At 72.2% G+C, this 16,512-nt stretch carries 15 protein-coding genes and 1 pseudogene; 7 read left to right on the forward strand and 9 right to left on the reverse strand.

Annotated features, from left to right (window positions below; translation table 11 throughout):
* Positions 1 to 21: 21 nt before the first annotated feature.
* From ACY34K_RS04490 to ACY34K_RS04505, 4 genes are all read right to left on the reverse strand, one after another.
* Positions 22 to 1,356, reverse strand: coding sequence for an NADH-quinone oxidoreductase subunit D (locus ACY34K_RS04490; RefSeq protein WP_462743875.1), 1,335 nt, complete (start codon positions 1,354 to 1,356; stop codon positions 22 to 24).
* Positions 1,353 to 2,081 carry an NADH-quinone oxidoreductase subunit C gene (locus ACY34K_RS04495; RefSeq protein WP_462743878.1) on the reverse strand — a complete coding sequence of 243 codons (729 nt, stop codon included), beginning with the start codon at positions 2,079 to 2,081 and terminating at the stop codon, positions 1,353 to 1,355. Before ACY34K_RS04495 ends, ACY34K_RS04490 begins: the two co-directional genes overlap by 4 nt.
* 88 nt (positions 2,082 to 2,169) lie before the next feature.
* Positions 2,170 to 2,724 carry a NuoB/complex I 20 kDa subunit family protein gene (locus tag ACY34K_RS04500; protein WP_030174336.1) on the reverse strand — a complete coding sequence of 185 codons (555 nt, stop codon included), beginning with the start codon at positions 2,722 to 2,724 and terminating at the stop codon, positions 2,170 to 2,172.
* A 19-nt stretch (positions 2,725 to 2,743) separates the two neighbouring features.
* Positions 2,744 to 3,103 (reverse strand): NADH-quinone oxidoreductase subunit A, encoded by a 360-nt coding sequence (locus ACY34K_RS04505; protein ID WP_030494815.1) that lies wholly within the window; start codon positions 3,101 to 3,103, stop codon positions 2,744 to 2,746.
* Between the two features lie 692 nt (positions 3,104 to 3,795).
* On the opposite strand from ACY34K_RS04505, the gene ACY34K_RS04510 reads away from it, so the two are divergent.
* Positions 3,796 to 4,608 (forward strand): C40 family peptidase, encoded by an 813-nt coding sequence (locus tag ACY34K_RS04510; protein ID WP_462743883.1) that lies wholly within the window; start codon positions 3,796 to 3,798, stop codon positions 4,606 to 4,608.
* Between the two features lie 109 nt (positions 4,609 to 4,717).
* On the forward strand, positions 4,718 to 5,797 hold the full coding sequence (locus tag ACY34K_RS04515) for a helix-turn-helix transcriptional regulator (RefSeq protein ID WP_462743886.1): 1,080 nt from the start codon (positions 4,718 to 4,720) through the stop codon (positions 5,795 to 5,797).
* 201 nt (positions 5,798 to 5,998) lie between these two features.
* On the opposite strand, the gene ACY34K_RS04520 is transcribed toward ACY34K_RS04515, so the two are convergent.
* Complete coding sequence (locus tag ACY34K_RS04520) at positions 5,999 to 7,348, reverse strand: benzoate/H(+) symporter BenE family transporter (protein WP_462743889.1); 1,350 nt, start codon at positions 7,346 to 7,348, stop codon at positions 5,999 to 6,001.
* Positions 7,349 to 7,588: 240 nt separating this feature from the next.
* Between ACY34K_RS04520 and ACY34K_RS04525 the strand changes: the two genes are divergently transcribed.
* Genes ACY34K_RS04525 through cuyB form a run of 3 tightly spaced genes read left to right on the forward strand, consistent with a single transcriptional unit; the run spans position 7,589 to position 10,087 of the window.
* Positions 7,589 to 8,602, forward strand: coding sequence for a TauD/TfdA family dioxygenase (locus tag ACY34K_RS04525; protein ID WP_462743892.1), 1,014 nt, complete (start codon positions 7,589 to 7,591; stop codon positions 8,600 to 8,602).
* On the forward strand, positions 8,595 to 9,371 hold the full coding sequence (locus ACY34K_RS04530) for a TSUP family transporter (protein ID WP_462743894.1): 777 nt from the start codon (positions 8,595 to 8,597) through the stop codon (positions 9,369 to 9,371). The genes ACY34K_RS04525 and ACY34K_RS04530 overlap by 8 nt, the downstream gene beginning before the upstream one ends.
* A gap of 5 nt (positions 9,372 to 9,376) precedes the next feature.
* On the forward strand, positions 9,377 to 10,087 hold the full coding sequence (gene cuyB, locus ACY34K_RS04535) for a cysteate racemase (RefSeq protein ID WP_462743897.1): 711 nt from the start codon (positions 9,377 to 9,379) through the stop codon (positions 10,085 to 10,087).
* Positions 10,088 to 10,096: 9 nt separating this feature from the next.
* On the opposite strand, the gene ACY34K_RS04540 is transcribed toward cuyB, so the two are convergent.
* Complete coding sequence (locus tag ACY34K_RS04540; RefSeq protein ID WP_462743900.1) at positions 10,097 to 10,972, reverse strand: NAD(P)-dependent oxidoreductase; 876 nt, start codon at positions 10,970 to 10,972, stop codon at positions 10,097 to 10,099.
* A gap of 112 nt (positions 10,973 to 11,084) precedes the next feature.
* Between ACY34K_RS04540 and ACY34K_RS04545 the strand changes: the two genes are divergently transcribed.
* The gene (locus ACY34K_RS04545; RefSeq protein WP_462743902.1) at positions 11,085 to 12,089 is read left to right on the forward strand and encodes a helix-turn-helix domain-containing protein; all 1,005 of its coding nucleotides are present in this window, start codon (positions 11,085 to 11,087) and stop codon (positions 12,087 to 12,089) included.
* Here ACY34K_RS04545 and ACY34K_RS04550 read toward each other — a convergent pair.
* Positions 12,055 to 13,341 (reverse strand): geranylgeranyl reductase family protein, encoded by a 1,287-nt coding sequence (locus ACY34K_RS04550; RefSeq protein ID WP_462743904.1) that lies wholly within the window; start codon positions 13,339 to 13,341, stop codon positions 12,055 to 12,057. The genes ACY34K_RS04545 and ACY34K_RS04550 overlap by 35 nt on opposite strands.
* A 99-nt stretch (positions 13,342 to 13,440) precedes the next feature.
* Here ACY34K_RS04550 and ACY34K_RS04555 point away from each other — a divergent pair, with 99 nt between their 5' ends.
* A complete protein-coding gene (locus tag ACY34K_RS04555; RefSeq protein WP_462743906.1) occupies positions 13,441 to 13,980 on the forward strand; it encodes a GNAT family N-acetyltransferase in 540 nt (179 codons plus the stop codon).
* Positions 13,981 to 13,989: 9 nt separating this feature from the next.
* On the opposite strand, the gene ACY34K_RS04560 is transcribed toward ACY34K_RS04555, so the two are convergent.
* Together ACY34K_RS04560 and ACY34K_RS04565 are read right to left on the reverse strand one after the other, a co-directional pair.
* Positions 13,990 to 16,143: a hypothetical protein gene (locus tag ACY34K_RS04560; protein WP_462744031.1), complete on the reverse strand. Its 2,154-nt coding sequence runs from the start codon at positions 16,141 to 16,143 to the stop codon at positions 13,990 to 13,992.
* A gap of 282 nt (positions 16,144 to 16,425) precedes the next feature.
* Positions 16,426 to 16,470 (reverse strand): annotated as a pseudogene (locus ACY34K_RS04565) (hypothetical protein); the annotation flags it as partial.
* Positions 16,471 to 16,512: the final 42 nt, after the last annotated feature.

Below are 16,512 nucleotides of genomic sequence, written 5' to 3' on the forward strand. Positions count from 1 at the left end.
CTTGATTGGCTGGTGTGGCGGTCACCGGTCGACGCCTCCCATCACGGGGTCGATGGACGCGACGGCGACGATGACGTCGGCGACCTGGCCGCCCTCGCACATCGCCGCCATGGCCTGCAGGTTGGTGAAGGACGGGTCGCGGAAGTGGACCCGGTAGGGGCGGGTGCCGCCGTCCGAGACGACGTGGACGCCGAGCTCGCCCTTGGGTGACTCGACGGCGGCGTAGGCCTGGCCGGCCGGCACCCGGAAGCCTTCGGTGACCAGCTTGAAGTGGTGGATCAGGGCCTCCATGGAGGTCCCCATGATCTTCTTGATGTGGTCGAGGGAATTGCCGAGGCCGTCCGGGCCGAGTGCGAGCTGTGCCGGCCAGGCGATCTTCTTGTCGGCGACCATGACCGGCCCGGGCGCCAGGCGGTCCAGGCACTGCTCGACGATCCGCAGCGACTGGCGCATCTCCTCCAGCCGGACGAGGAAGCGGCCGTAGGCGTCGCAGGTGTCGGCGGTGGGGACGTCGAACTCGTACGTCTCGTAGCCGCAGTAGGGGTCGGTCTTGCGCAGGTCGTGCGGGAGACCGGTGGAGCGCAGGATCGGTCCGGTGGCGCCGAGGGCCATGCAGCCGGCCAGGTCGAGGTAGCCGGTGCCTTCCATGCGGGCCTTGAAGATGGGGTTGCCGGTGGCGAGCTTGTCGTATTCCGGCAGGTTCTTCTTCATCTTCTTGACGAACTCGCGCAGCGCGTCGACAGCGCCGGGCGGCAGGTCCTGGGCGAGTCCCCCGGGGCGGATGAACGCGTGGTTCATCCGCAGTCCCGTGATCAGCTCGTAGAGGTCGAGGATCATCTCGCGATCCCGGAACCCGTAGATCATGATCGTGGTGGCGCCCAGCTCCATCCCGCCGGTGGCGATGCACACCAGGTGCGAGGAGAGCCGGTTGAGCTCCATCAGCAGGACACGGATGACCGAGGCCCGGTCGGGGATCTGGTCCTCGATGCCGAGCAGGCTCTCCACGCCCAGGCAGTAGGCCGTCTCGTTGTAGAACGAGGTGAGGTAGTCCATGCGCGTGACGAAGGTGGTGCCCTGCGTCCACGTGCGGTATTCGAGGTTCTTCTCGATGCCGGTGTGGAGGTAGCCGATGCCGCAGCGGGCCTCGGTGACGGTCTCGCCGTCGATCTCCAGGATGAGACGCAGCACGCCGTGCGTGGAGGGGTGCTGGGGGCCCATGTTGACGACGATGCGCTCGTCGTCGGCCTTGGCCGCGGACTGGACGATCTCGTCCCAGTCGCCACCGGTGACCGTGTAGACGGTGCCCTCGGTGGTCTCGCGGCCCTCCGAGTGGGGCGCGTGGGGTGTGGTGGTCACGAGTACGACCTCCGCTGGTCCGGAGCCGGGATCTGGGCGCCCTTGTACTCGACGGCGATCCCGCCGAGGGGGTAGTCCTTGCGCTGCGGGAAGCCCTGCCAGTCGTCCGGCATCATGATCCGGGTGAGGGCGGGGTGGCCGTCGAAGATCAGCCCGAAGAAGTCGTACGTCTCGCGTTCGTGCCAGTCGTTCGTCGGATAGACGGCGACGAGCGAGGGGACGTGCGGGTCCCCGTCCGGGGCGGAGACCTCCAGGCGGATCAGCCGGCCGTGGGTGAGCGAGCGCAGGTGGTAGACGGCGTGCAGCTCGCGGCCCTTGTCACCGGGGTAGTGGACGCCGCTGACGCCCGTGCAGAGCTCGAAGCGCAGCGCCGGGTCGTCGCGCAGGGTCCGGGCGACGCGCACCAGGTGCTCGCGGTCGATGTGGAAGGTGAGCTCGCCACGGTCGACCACGGTCTTCTCGATGGCGTTCGAGGGGACGACGCCCTGCTCCTCCAGGGCGCCCTCCAGCTCGTCGGCGACCTCGTCGAACCAGCCGCCGTAGGGACGGGTGGCGGGGCCGGGCAGCCGTACGGAGCGGACGAGGCCGCCGTAGCCGGAGGTGTCGCCGCCGTTGTTGGCGCCGAACATGCCGCGCTGGATGCGGACCTCCTCCCCGTGCTCGCCGCGCTGCCCCGGCAGGTTCTGCGCGCTGAGGTCCTTCTCGGGGTTGGGCTGGTCGCTCACCGTGCGCCCCCGTCCGCTGCTTCGCCCACGCGGCGCGGAGGCTCGCCTGTCGTCATCGTCCGCGGCCCGGCGGCCGTGCGTGCGTCGCTCACCTCAGGAGCCCCTTCATCTCGATCGTCGGGAGCGCCTTCAGCGCCGCCTCCTCCGCCTCGCGGGCCGCTTCCTCCGCGTTCACGCCGAGCTTGGAGCTCTGGATCTTCTGGTGGAGCTTGAGGATGGCGTCCATGAGCATCTCGGGACGCGGCGGACAGCCCGGCAGGTAGATGTCGACGGGCACCACGTGGTCGACGCCCTGCACGATCGCGTAATTGTTGAACATTCCACCCGAAGACGCACAAACCCCCATGGAGATCACCCACTTGGGGTTGGGCATCTGGTCGTAGACCTGGCGCAGGACGGGCGCCATCTTCTGGCTGACCCGGCCCGCCACGATCATCAGGTCGGCCTGGCGCGGCGAGCCGCGGAAGACCTCCATGCCGAAGCGGGCGAGGTCGTACCGCCCGGCGCCGGTCGTCATCATCTCGATGGCGCAGCAGGCGAGGCCGAAGGTCGCGGGGAAGACGGACGCCTTGCGCACCCAGCCCGCGGCCTGTTCGACGGTCGTCAGCAGAAAACCGCTCGGCAGTTTCTCTTCGAGTCCCATGAGTGTGCCTCTCAGCCCCTCAGTCCCATTCCAGGCCGCCGCGCCGCCACACGTACGCGTAGGCGACGAAGACGGTGAGCACGAAGAGCAGCATCTCCACGAGCCCGAAAAGCCCCAGGGCGTCGAAGGTGACGGCCCAGGGGTAGAGGAAGACGATCTCGATGTCGAAGACGATGAAGAGCATCGCCGTCAGGTAGTACTTGATGGGGAAGCGGCCACCGCCGGCCGGAGTGGGCGTCGGCTCGATGCCGCACTCGTACGCTTCAAGCTTCGCCCGGTTGTACCTCTTTGGGCCGATAAGCGTGGCCATGACCACGGAAAAGATCGCAAACCCTGCCCCGAGGGCGCCGAGCACGAGGATGGGCGCGTAGGCATTCACGCTCCTCGCTCCTTCCAGTCGTCCTTGACCGTTGGACCGCACCGGGCATCCGCGCTCGCCGCCTCGGGAAGATCGTGCATATGTGAGGCAGTTCACAAGCCCGACTGCTTCGCATCCTATGCCCGTGGATCTGTGATCTGCGACACGGGATCCACCAACGTCTTTGTGATCTCCACCACGAGGCGAAGGATCATGAATTCGGATGAACGGCGATCTTCGTACGTGAAGTAGCCATGTGGCCACGAGACGTGACATTCGACGGGGTTACCGCTGGTCAAGGAGAGGCTGCCCTATCAAGGGTTGGCCTTTACAAGCAAATTCGCCATGGACTCGCACGGGTGATAGAGGGGTCGCCTCACTCGACCGTGGGAGCGGGCGGACCGAAGTGGACACGTGCACGCGTTCACGAACGGCCGGACCCTTCTTCAAGTTGGCCCGATGTGACCTGCGCCACTTCCTCACGGGCCGTCAAAAGCAGGGCTTGGCCAACGGTATGGAGGGGTGGTAAGCGCGCGGCAATTCGGACGTTTCGCGGAAAACCCATGATCACGGGCCTGTTCACGGGTGCCCGGATTGCCCGTTACGGCGTCAATAAGGTCCCGAGAGAAGCGGATTCACTCGTTCCGTACGCAACTGTGGCGCAACCCACGTTTCTTGATGGGAACCGTGAAGCCCTGATAGCGGTTGTACTCATGTCCCACACCGCTCACATACCCAGCCACCGGAAGCCCCGCCGCAGTAGCTCCTCGAAGATCGCGCTGCGCGCCGGAGTTGCCGGTGGCTTCCTCAGCACCATCGCGGTGGCCGCTGCTGCCGGGCCGGCGAACGCCGAGCCGGTGACCGAGACCATCGAGATGCCCACCCTCAACGCGGACCTCTCCGCGAACCTGTCGAGCGCCGTCGCCGCCTCCGCCGAGGCCACCCAGCAGCTCGCGCTCGACGCCGAGCTGCAGGCCCAGGAGGACGCCGCTGCCGCCAAGGCCGCCAAGGAGGCCAAGACGGCCAAGGCCGAGGCCGAGCGCAAGGCGGAGGCCGAGCGGAAGGCCGAGGAGAAGGCCCGCGCCGAGGCCGAGGAGCGCGCCAACCGCTCCTCCGAGCGCACCACCCTGGCCGCGAGCGACAGCGGCTCCTTCGACTCCTCCCAGGCGACCGGCTCCGCCGCGACCGTCGTCGCCTTCCTGAAGGCGCAGCTGGGCGACGCGTACGTCATGGGCGCCACCGGCCCCAACTCGTGGGACTGCTCCAGCCTCGTCCAGGCCGCCTACCGCCAGGTCGGCATCGACCTGCCGCGCGTCTCGCAGGACCAGTCGATGGTCGGCACGGACGTCTCGCTGTCCAACCTCCAGGTCGGCGACATCCTCTACTGGGGCGGCAAGGGCTCGGCCTACCACGTGGGTGTGTACATCGGCGACGGCCAGTACCTCGACGCGGCCAACCCCAGCAAGGGCGTCGTCATCCAGGATCTGTCGGGCTACCCGGCCAGCGGCGCGGTCCGCGTGCTCTGACGCCTGCCCGAAGGCCCGAAGGGCCGTCGCTCCCCCGCTCGGGGCGGGAGCGGCGGCCCTTTGTCATGGGGTGGTCCTATACTCCAACGCCGGGAGGAGGGGGGACCTCTTGAGCACGACTGCCGCCGTCGAGCACAAGCTCGCACGGGATCTCTATGTGATCGCCGTCCAGGACGCGGCCTGGACGCCCGCAGCCGTCTGCCGGCGGCTCGGCTGGACCAGCGACGAGTACGTGGCCGCCGTCCAGGTCCTGTCCGAGCTGGGGCTGCTGGTGCGGACCACCGCCACACCCAGCGGCTGGGCCTGTGTGTCGTCCGAGTCCGCGCTCGACCACCTGCTGGCGGCGGACGCCCGCCGGATCAACGCGCTCATCGAGCAGAGCACCCGGACCCGCGAGGCGATGGTGCGGATGCTCACCGACTTCCATCCGATCCACGCGCAGCGTGTGTCGGGCACCCAGGCGGCGCTGGTCGAGGGGACGGCCAACATCGCGGCCGCGCTGGAGGACGCCGCCCAGCAGGCCCACGACGAGGTCGTCTCGCTGCACCCGGGCCGCGGGGTGCCGCAGCACATGGTCGAGGACGGGCTCGCCCGGGACCGGCGGGTGCTGCGGCGCGGGGTCGCGATGCGTACCGTACATCTCGCCTCATCCGCCGTTATGCCCCATATGGCGGCGTATCTGCGTGAGTTGCGGAAGGCCGGCGGGCAGGTGCGGACGGCGGTGACGCTGCCGCACCGGCTGATCGTGGTCGACCGGCACCTCGCGATCGTGCCCGCCACCGGTGCGGACGGACAGCCGGCGGCGGTCGTCGTGTACGACCCGTCGCTGGTGGAGGTGTTCCGCAGTCAGTTCGAGCACGCCTGGGCCGAGGCCGTCGTCCTGGGGGGCGGGGACGTCCAGGAGGCAAGCCCGGCGGGCCAGCCCGACAAGCGGCAGCGTGCCGTCCTGCGGCTGCTCGCCGAGGGGCTCACCGACGAGGCGGTCGGGCGCCGGCTCGGTGTCTCGGACCGTACGGTCCGGCGCATGGTCGGTGATCTGACGGCCGCGCTCGGCGCGACCAGCCGGTTCCAGGTCGCGGTGCTCGCCGAACGGGCGGGCTGGCTCACCACGGAAGCGCCCGAGGCGGCGGAGGCCGCCGAGGTGCCGGCGGCCACGGTGCCGGGCGCCGGGAGCGCGGGATCCCTCTGACCCGTTCACGCCGCGACGGCGCGAGGCACGTGCCCATGGAAGCCGGCGCGGTCGGGCGTACCCGGGCGGGGTGCGCCGCCCCACCCCCGCGGCACGGCCCTGCCCCGGCACCCCGTGCGAAGAGCTGATACGGCCGGCGCCACGTTCGCCGGGGTCACCCGGGCATGGCCCGGCACCGCGTACGCACTGCCCGCCCACAGCTCAGGGGGCGGCCGGTGTCCCGGGTGTCTGCGAGGCGGGCCGGGCCGTCCGGCCTTCGGGGCCCGTGCCGCCCGCGACGTCGTCGTGGCTTCGTCGGCCCCCGGCGGCGACCGCGCCGGCATGACCGGCGCTCCTTGCCCGCCCGCCGCCGGAGCCGGACCCTCCTCGGCCACGGCCCGCGCCGAGCAGGACGTGTGCGAGGACACCGGCGAGCAGGCCCCAGAAGGGTGAGCCGATGCCGGCGATGGTCACGCCGGAGGCCGTGGCCAGGAAGGTGATGACGGACGCCTCGCGGTCACGCTCGCTCGCGACGGTACGGGCGAGGCTGCCGGAGAGCGCCCCGAGCAGCGCCACCCCGGCGAGGGTCGCGACGAGCGCCTTCGGCAGTCCGGTGAACAGCGCCACCAGTGTCGAGCCGAAGCAGCCGACCGCCACGTACCCGAGTCCGCAGCTGATGCCGGCGATCCACCGCTTGGCGGGGTCGCGGTGGGCGTCGGGGCCGGTGCAGATCGCGGCGGTGATGGCCGCCGGGTTGACGGCGTGCGAACCGAACGGGGCGAGGAGCACCGACACGGCGCCGGTCGTACCGCACACCACGCGCTCGTCGGGACGGTAGCCGTCGGCCCGCAGCACGGCCATGCCCGGCGCGTACTGCCCGGCGAGCGTCGCCACGAGCAGCGGTACACCGATCCCGACGAGGGCGCCGGCGGAGAACTCCGGCGCGGTGAAGTGCGGGACGGCCAGGCCGGGGCCCGATATGTCGGCCCGGAGCCCGCCCGTGGCGGCGGCGACGGCGAGTCCGACGGCGAGCGCGCAGACCACCGCGTACGTCGGTACGAACCGTTTCGCCAGCAGATATCCGAGGAGCATGGCACCCGCCAGCAGCGGTGCGGAACGCAGCGAGGTGAAGACCGCGGTGCCGAAGGAGAACAGGGTCCCGGCGAGCATGGCCGAGACGACACCTTCGGGGACCCGCGCCAGCACCCGCGCGAACACACCGGTCGCCGTCAGCGCCGTGGCGGCGATCCCCGCCGCGAGAAAGGCTCCGACGGCCTCGGCGTACCCGTGCTGCGGAAGGGCGGTGACGAGGATCGCAGCCCCGGGGGTCGAGAACGCCGTGATCACCGGGGCGCGGCTCCACCAGCTCAGCCCGACGCACGTCAGACCGGCCCCCATGGAGATGGCCCACACCCACGACGAGCTCTGCGCCGGGGTGAGTCCGGCCGCGTCGGCCGCGCCGAGGACGAGCGCGAGCGGTCCCGCGTAGGAGACGGCCATCGCCACGACGCCCGCGGTGACGGCGGTCAGCGGCAACGACCGGGACCGCCCGGCCCGTTCCTTCGTACGCACAGATTCGTCAGCCCCAGATGAAGGAGAACAGAGACATCGCGGACACCTCCCCCGTGGATGCGGTCGCGCTCGCCGACCATGCTGCCGCATCGTGGCCGGGCGGGGGGCCGCCGGGGCACTTCCGCTTCCGGACGCGGCCCCCACCGGCCAGCCCCACCGGGTGTCCGGTGTGGGTCATGGACGTTTCCGGACGGTCAACCGCCCTGGTGGGCAGGGCTGTCGGGGACCAGGCTCAAGGGCATGACGACGTACACGGAACCCCGTACCGACCTCGCCGCCCTCACCCTCGAACCGAGCGACACAGCCCGCCTCGACGAGCTGATACACACCGCAGCGCGGCTGGAGGGTCCGCTCGAACAGACCCTGCAGTCCGACGCCTTCGGCCGGCTGGCCGAGCGGCTGCCGGAGCGGCTGCGGGAGGCCGTCGAGTCCTTCCGCGACACGCCGCCGGACCACGGGCTGATGGTGGTGCGCGGACTGCCGGTCGGTGAGATCCCGGGCACCCCCGCCACCTACGGCGCCAACGTCCTCGGCGAGACCCATCCGTCCAGCCTGCTCGTCGCCCTGGTCGCGCACCCGCTCGGCGGGCTGATCGGCTACGAGGACGAGAAGTCCGGCGCGCTGGTGCACGACGTGTACCCGGTCGCCACGGACGCCGCGAAGCCGCTGAACTCCGGCTCCACCCTCTTCGACTTCCACACCGAGAACGTCCACCACCCGGTCCGCCCGAGCCACCTCGGCCTGCTGTGCCTGCGCCCCGACCACGACCGGCAGGCCGCCACCATGGTCGCCTCGGTACGCGAGGCCGAGCCGCTGCTGCCGGCCGCCGACCGCGAGCTGCTGCGCACCGACCGCTACCGCAGCCGCTTCCCGCTCTCCTTCACCCGCGGGCTCGGCGAGGACGAGCGACCGGTCACCGCGCCGCACCCGGTACTGACGGACGGCCCGACGGGCACCAACGTCCGGTTCAACATGCACAACACCTTCGGTACGGACGGCGAGGCCCAGGCCGCCCTCGAGCGGCTCAACCGGGCCATGCACACCGTCCACCGCGCCGTGCGCGCCGACCGGGGCGAGATGCTGCTCGTGGACAACCGGATCGTGGTGCACGGCCGCAGCGACTTCACGCCGCGCTACGACGGCAACGACCGCTGGCTGCGCCGGTTCTACCCGTACCCGGGCCCGCTGGCGGACGACGTGCTCGTGCGGCCCGGTGGCCGGGTGCTCAGCAAGGACAGCTACGCCCGTGCATGATCTGACCTTCACCGCGGCGGTGATGCTCTGCGTCGCCGCCGCGCTGGCGGGCTGGGTGGACGCGGTGGTCGGCGGCGGGGGCCTGCTCCAGGTGCCCGCGCTGCTGATCGCCTTCCCCCATCTCGCCCCGGCGTACGCGCTCGGCACGAACAAGGCGGTCGGCGTCGTCGGCACCTCGGCGGCGGCGGTGACCTACGTCCGCAAGGCGCCCGTCGACGTGGGGCTCGCGGTCCGGCTCGGCGGGGTCGCGGCGCTGGCGTCGGTCGGCGGGGCCTTCTTCGCGGCCGGTGTCGACAGCGCGGTGCTGCGCCCCGTGATCATGGTGCTGTTGCTGGCGGTGGCCGCGTTCGTGGTGCTGAAGCCGCAGTTCGGGCAGAAGCCCGGCGGCGCGGTGACCCGGCAGCGCGTGCTCACCGCGATCGTGGTCGTGGGCGCCGGAATCGGCTTCTACGACGGGCTGCTCGGCCCGGGCACCGGCACCTTCCTCGTGATCGGCCTGGTCGCCCTGCTCTCCATGGACATGGTCACGGCGTCGGCGACGGCCAAGGTCGTCAACGTCGGCACCAACCTGGGCGCGCTCGCGATGTTCACCTACCAGGGGACCGTGCTGTGGGCGCTCGCGCCGTTCATGGCGCTGTTCAACCTGGCGGGCGCGTCCGTGGGGGCGCGCATGGCACTCAAGCGCGGCAGCGGATTCGTACGGGCCGTGATGCTCGTCGTCGTGGTCGCGCTCGTCGGCAGGCTCGCATTCGACCAGTGGGGGAAGTGACGCGCATGACGATCGGAATTCTCGGCGGGATGGGGCCGCTGGCCACCGTCGACTTCTACCGCAAGGTGATCGACGCGACCCCGGCGGGCGTCGACCAGGACCATCTGCCGGTGGTGGTGTGGGCCGACCCGACGGTCCCGGACCGCTCGGCGGCGCTGACCGGGCGCGGCCCTGACCCCACGCCGTGGCTGGTGCGCGGCGCCCACCGGCTGGAGGCGATGGGCGCCCAGGTCATCGCGACGCCGTGCAACACCGCGCACGCCTTCCTCGACGGCGTGCGGACCAGTGTCCGCGTCCCGATGCTCGACATGATCGCGGAGACGGTGGCCGAGATCCGCTCCTGCCACCCGGACGTCGGGGCGGTCGGGCTGCTGGCGACGACCGGGACGGTGCGGGCGGGGCTCTACCAGCGGGTCCTGGAGGCGGCCGGACTGCGGGTGATCTCCCCGACGACCCTCACCCAGGAGGAGGCCGTGACGGGCGCGATCCGACGGGTGAAGGCGGGCGAGGTGGGCGAGCGGGGCACGGGGCCGGGCTGCCTCGTCGAGCGGGCGGCGGAGGAGCTGGCCGCCCGGGGCGCCCGGCTGCTGGTGGCGGGCTGCACCGAACTGCCGCTGCTGCTCGGCGAGACGAGCGCCGGCCTCCCGGTGGTCGACCCGACGGCGGTCCTGGCGCGGGCGACGGTGCGTGAGGCCCTGTCCCCCGCCGGGGTGTGAGGCGCCCCGTCAGCGCCGCCGGAACGCGTCGATGACGCGGGCGTAGCTGTCCCCGCCGTGGCCGGCGGCCACCATCTCCCTCATCAGCTCCAGGTGCAGTCGCGGGAGCCGGTCGTCGACGCCCCGGTCGGCGCCGGCGTGCAGCAAGTGGCCGATGGCCGCGACCTGAACGTCGATGGTCGCGTCGCTGCCCGGGTACTCGCCGGCGTCGATCTGGTCCGCGTAGTGCTCCATGAACCAGGAGACGGTCCGCAGCCAGCGGGTGGCGATCCCGGTGAAATCCTTGGCCGGTACGCCGTCCGCCCCCACCAGGGCCGTGGCGTGCAGCCAGCCGCCGAAGACGGACCACATGAGGCCGAGCAGCCCGGCGTCGTACAGGGAGGCGAGCCCGGCGTCCGCGCCGAGGTCGACCGGGTCGCCGAGCGCGGCGAGGGTGTCGCGGTGGGCGGCGAGGATGTCGGGGGCACCGCTGTAGAGGATCATGTTGGAGCTGTCGCCGACACCGGGCGGGGTCGTCATGATGCCGCCGTCGAGGTGGCCGATCCCGTGCTCGGCCGCCCATGCCGCTTCCTCCCTGGCCTGTTCGGGCGAGCCGCTGGTGAGGTTGACCAGCACGCGGCCGCGCAGCGACGCGGCGACCGGGGCGAGCAGCTCGCGTACGGCGGGATGGTCGAGGACGCAGATGACGACGAGGTCGCTCGCCGTCACGGCCTCCTCGACCGTGTCGGCGCGGACCGCGCCGCGGGCGACGAGTGCCTCCGCCTTGGCCGGGGTGCGGTTCCACACGGTGGTGCGGTGCCCGGCGGCCAGGAAGGCGTCGGCGAGTGCCGCCCCCATCTGTCCGAGTCCGAGGACGGTGACGTTCTGCTGGCTCATGGGTGACAACTCCCGTTTTCCGGTGGTTCTTTGTGCGAGATCCACCCTCGCAGCGCCGGAAACCGGCCGACAGTGGCAGGACTGACCACCTCCGCAAAATTCCTGCCGTAGGGTCGGCGCCATGAGCGCAGGAGTGGTGGCCGTGGCCGTGGTCCCGGACCGGCGGGCCGGGATCACACCGTGGGAGATGTACGAACTCTCCATCGCGTGCGCGGTGTTCGGCATCCCGCACCCCGATCTCGCGGACCCCTGGTACGAGCTGCGGCTGTGCGGGGTTCCCGGAGCCCCGGACGGGCCCGGGCTCTTCTCGTTCCGCCCGGAGCACGGGCTTGAGGGCCTTTCCGGCGCGGACACGGTCGTCGTGCCGTCCGTTCCGGACGCCGTGGTCGAGGAAGGCGCGGACGTCCCGGCCGAGCTCGTCGAGGCCCTGCGGGAGGCCGCGGCCTCCGGCGCCCGAGTGGTCTCGCTGTGCACCGGCGCCTTCGCGCTCGCCGCGGCCGGGCTCCTCGACGGCCGCCGCGCCACCGCCCACTGGCAGCACACGGCCCAACTGGCCGCCCGTCACCCCGCGGTGATCGTCGACGACTCGGTCCTCTACACCGACGAGGGGAACGTGCTGACCAGCGCCGGCGCCACTGCCGCGCTCGACCTGTGCCTGCATCTGGTCCGCCGCGACCTCGGCGCCGCGGTCGCGGGCCAGCTGGCCCGCCGGCTGGTGGTGCAGGCCCACCGCGCGGGCGGCCAGGCCCAGTTCATCGAGGCGCCGGTCCCGCCGGCCGGCGACGACGGCCTCGCGCCCGTCCTCCAGTGGGCCTCCGAGCACCTGAGTGAGCCGCTGACCGTGGAGGACCTGGCGCGCCGGGCCGGGATGAGCCCGCGCACCTTCCACCGGCGGCTCCAGCGGGCCACCGGCACCACGCCGCTGCGGTGGCTGCTCCAGCAGCGCATCGCCCGTGCGCAGACGCTGCTGGAGTCCACCGATCTGCCGGTCGAGCGGATCGGCGCGCTCAGCGGGCTCGGCACGGCGGCGAACCTGCGCCACCACTTCGCCCGTGCGGTCGGCGTCCCGCCGACCGACTACCGGCGGGCGTTCACGCCTTCGGCGCCACCTTCGACAGCCCGTTGATGATGCGGTCCATCGCGTCGCCGCCCGTCGGGTCGGTGAGGTTGGCGAGCATCTTCAGGGTGAACTTCATCAGCAGCGGGTGGGTCAGGCCGCGCTGGGTCGCGATCTTCATGACCTTCGGGTTGCCGATCAGCTTCACGAAGGCGCGGCCCAGCGTGTAGTACCCGCCGTAGGTGTCCTTGAGGATCTTCGGGTAGGCGTGCAGCGCGCGCTCGCGCTGTTCCGGCGTGGCGCGGGCGTGGGCCTGCACGATGACGTCGGCGGCGATCTGGCCGGACTCCATGGCGTACGCGATGCCCTCGCCGTTGAACGGGTTGACCAGGCCGCCCGCGTCGCCGACGAGCAGCAGGCCGCGGGTGTAGTGCGGCTGGCGGTTGAAGGCCATCGGGAGCGCGGCGCCGCGGATCGGACCGGTCATGTTCTCCGGGGTGTAGCCCCAGTCCTCCGGCATGGACGCGCACCAGGCCTTGAGGACCTCGCGCCAGTCCAGCTCCTTGAAGGAGTCGGAGGTGTTGAGCACACCGAGACCGACGTTGGAGGTGCCGTCGCCCATGCCGAAGATCCAGCCGTAGCCGGGCAGGAGACGGTCCTCGCCGGGTCCGCGGCGGTCCCACAGCTCCAGCCACGACTCCAGGTAGTCGTCGTCGTGGCGGGGCGAGGTGAAGTACGTCCGGACGGCCACGCCCATCGGCCGGTCCTCGCGCCGGTGCAGGCCCATGGCGAGGGACAGGCGCGTGGAGTTGCCGTCGGCGGCGACGACGAGCGGGGCGTGGAAGGTGACCGGCGTCTTCTCCTCGCCGAGCTTGGCGTGGACACCGGTGATCCGGCCGGTGCGGTCGTCGGTGATCGGGGCGCCGACGTTGCACCGCTCGTACAGCCGGGCGCCCGCCTTCTGGGCCTGTCGGGCGAGCTGCTCGTCGAAGTCGTCGCGCTTGCGGACCAGTCCGTAGTCCGGGTAACTCGCCAGGTCGGGCCAGTCGAGCTGGAGGCGGACGCCGCCGCCGATGATCCGCAGGCCCTTGTTGCGCAGCCAGCCCGCCTCTTCGGAGATGTCGATGCCCATCGCGACGAGCTGCTTGGTGGCGCGCGGGGTGAGACCGTCGCCGCAGACCTTCTCGCGCGGGAACGCCGTCTTCTCCAGGAGCAGTACGTCGAGCCCCGCCTTGGCGAGGTAGTACGCCGTGGTGGAACCGGCCGGGCCTGCCCCGACGACGATCACATCCGCGGTGTGTTCGGAGAGGGTCTCGGTCACGGCGGGATCTCCCGAAGACTCGAAATTGCGTACCGGGCGGCACAGGACATGTGCAGTCTATGGGTGCGCACCGATCACCGACCCGAAGGGCCACCCCCGATGACAGAGCTGCTCCCCGCCGTCCAGCCCGTTGTCCAGCTGCGTGTCCCGACGGACGAGGACGCCTACGCCTGGCACCAGATCTTCGACGACCCCGAGGTCATGGAGTTCCTGGGGGGCCGGTCGGCCGAGCTCTCGGCGTACGAGGAGATCACCGCCCGGCAGCGGCGTCACGACGCCGAGTACGGCTTCTGCCTGTGGACACTGCTGGACGAGGACGGCCGGGTGGTCGGCTTCACCGGTGCACAGCCGTGGCCGCGCGAGTGGGGGCCGACGGGGGAGATCGAGATCGGCTGGCGGCTGGCCCGCACGGCGTGGGGCAAGGGGTACGCGACGGCCGCCGCCCGCGTCACTGTGGAGCGGCTGCGGGCGGCGGGCGTCGAGCGGGTGGTGGCCATCGTGAGCGAGGGCAACGAGCGGTCGACGGCGGTGGCGCGGCGGCTGGGAATGGAACGCGCGGAGACCTACACCGTCCCCGGCAGGACCGCCGAGGCGCACTGCTTCCGCCTCGACCTCACCCGGGACCCCGCCACCCCCTGATCCACGGTCTCAGTCCACGTCGTTGAGCATCCAGGTCGCCAGGGCCGTGTCGAACATCTTCCGCCCGGTGTCCCAGGCGTCCTCCTGCGAGGTGAAGTAGATGGCGTACTCGGTGCCGTCCTCCGCGATGTAGGACTGGTCGACGGCGTGGATGGTGCGGCCGCCCTCGTCCTCGTAGGTGTACTCCCAGATGGCGCCGGGGCGGCCCTGGAAGGTGTTGCTCTCCAGCCGGATGCGCCGGTAACCGTCGTTCTTCTTCTTGGAGTTGCTCTCCAGCGCGGTCAGGTTCTGCAGCGAGGTGTAGGGGGCGTCGGGAACGACCCCGACGAGGAAGTGGGCCATGCCGGTGGACCCGGCATAGGTGATCTGCCCCTTGGGCTCCTCCTTGACGCGGTCCCACACCTCGGGGACGGCGAAGGCGAAACCGGCGGTGTCGGCGACCATCCGGTACCCGGCCGGCACGGTGGGCGGCGCTGGCTCGGAGCTCCCGGTGGGATCGGCGCTCCCGGTGGGATCGGCGCTCCCCGTGGGCGCCGGGTCCGTGCTCGGCCCGCTCTCCCCGGACGGTTCCCCCGCCGGGGTCGCGGAGGCCACGACGGAGGGTTTGTCGTCCTGCTGCCGCGAGGATGCCCTGTCCTCCTGGAGGAGCAGCAGGCCGGCGGTGGCACCGCCCCCGACGACGAAGGCGCCGAGGAGAACCGCGCCCCATACGAGCGTGCGGCGCTTGCCGCCGCTCTCCGGGACGACGGCGCCGGTCTGCACGGTCGGGGCCGCGTGGGCGGCGCCGGCGGGAGTGGTGAGCGGGTCGGTGGGCTGTACACCGGGAGTCGGCGCCTGGGGGGCCTGCGCCTGGGGCGCGTCCGCCGGAGGTGCGGCCGACGGGACCGCGGGTGCGGGGGCCGCCGGGGCGTGGGGCGCGGGCGGGTAGGGGCCGGGGAAAGTGGCGTCCGCGGCGGGCGGGCGGGGGCCGGGCGGGGTCGGCGCCTTGCCGACGGCCCTGAGGAGGTAGGGGGCGGCGAAGGTCGCCGCCGCCGTCCACAGCAGCCCGAAGAGCAGCGCGTCGGGGACGCTGGGGGCGATCTCCAGGTTGCCGTTGCCGCCGAAGTCGTCGAACTCGCCCGAGACCCGGGCCTGGACGCCGCCCGTGCCGGTCAGCAGCAGGTAGAGGGCGAGGAAGAAGCCGGCCGTCAGCAGCCGCCCGCGGCCGTCGGGCGAGCGGCGGGCCGCCCAGAGGCCGGCCGTGAGAGCGGCGGCCACGCCCAGGGCGACCAGCCCCGTCACGATGCCGCCGCCCAGTTCGTCGCCGATCTCCGGGAGACCGACGGTGCCCTGCTCCGCGCCGGAGCCGAAGAACCCGAGCCGCCCCTGGACCTGGTACTCCACGGGCACGCCCCAGCCGAGGCCGAGCACCGCGAGGCCGATGTTCGGCAGGATCGGCAGGACGATCAGCAGGGATGTGCCGTCCACCTCGTCGATGTTGGCGTACCAGATGAACCCGGCCAGCGCGCACACCGCGACCAGCACGCCCAGTGCCCGGACCGCCGTACCCAGGGCGCGCACCGCGGCGTGGGCGGCCGGCCGCGCCGCCAGCCACTGCGCGAGGTCGTCGCGCTGGAGGACGCCCAGCGTGACGGTGAGGGAGAGCAGGAGGGCGCCGAGCGCGGCGAGCAGCGGGGAGGAGGACACCTCGACGCCGAGGATCTCGGGCTGGGCGAACAGGCCGAGGACCAGGACGCCCCCGGTGACGAGCACGGAGATCCGCACGGCCGCGTCGACACCCGCGCCGCGGGCGCGCAGCATCCGGGCGCCCAGGTAGAGGGCGCCGATCCACAGGAGGGTGACCGTCAGCGGTACGAGGGAGAGTTCGGCGCCGCCCCGGGCGACGGCCTCGGCGTGGAAGTCCCCCTCGTATCCGTAGTCGGAGCCGTAACGGGACCCGCCGCCGTAGTCCGAGCCGTGCTCCCCGCCGAAGGGCGAGGCCGCCGACGCCGTGATCCGGACGCCGCCGCCGAACGCCTGGAGCAGCAGGGCCAGCGCGATCCGCAGCCGGTCGTCCCAGCGGACGACGACCTCGTCCCCCTGGCCGTAGGAGGGGACGGCCAGCGCGACGGACAGGGCGAGCAGCAGGGCGAGAGGCCAGGCGGCGGCCTTCGCGGCGGCCACCCAGTCACCGCGGAACGCCCGGCCGAGGAACGCCCCCGCGGCGGAAGGCCGCGCGGGCCCGGGTGCGTACACCGGGGGCGGCGGCGTGAGCGGCGCGACCGGCGCCGCAGGTGCGGCCGGGACGGACGGCGCCGCCGAGGGCGGCGGAGGCGTGCCGGGAGCGGTGGCGGGAGGTGTCGTGGCCGGCTCGTCGGCGGCGCCGCCGGCAGGTGCGGTGGGTGGCGCGGCAGGGGGCGGTGGTGCCGCGAGCCGCTCCCGCCCGCATTTCATGCAGAAGCGCGCCTCGTCGGGTGACGGGGTTCCGCAGTGCGGGCAGTACGACGCCATGGGTGCTCCGGGTGACGGGAAGTGAGGGACGGTCACATCTTG

The sequence above is a fragment of the Streptomyces sp. STAM6 genome, assembly GCF_054963715.1.

Bases quoted from the DNA above. Each gene is read 5' to 3' on its own strand.
- ACY34K_RS04525 (WP_462743892.1), top strand. From the start codon at position 7,589: ATGACGACGTACACGGAACCCCGTACCGACCTCGCCGCCCTCACCCTC.
- ACY34K_RS04500 (WP_030174336.1), bottom strand. From the start codon at position 2,724: ATGGGACTCGAAGAGAAACTGCCGAGCGGTTTTCTGCTGACGACCGTC.
- ACY34K_RS04545 (WP_462743902.1), top strand. From the start codon at position 11,085: ATGAGCGCAGGAGTGGTGGCCGTGGCCGTGGTCCCGGACCGGCGGGCC.
- ACY34K_RS04510 (WP_462743883.1), top strand. From the start codon at position 3,796: ATGTCCCACACCGCTCACATACCCAGCCACCGGAAGCCCCGCCGCAGT.
- cuyB (WP_462743897.1), top strand. From the start codon at position 9,377: ATGACGATCGGAATTCTCGGCGGGATGGGGCCGCTGGCCACCGTCGAC.
- ACY34K_RS04555 (WP_462743906.1), top strand. From the start codon at position 13,441: ATGACAGAGCTGCTCCCCGCCGTCCAGCCCGTTGTCCAGCTGCGTGTC.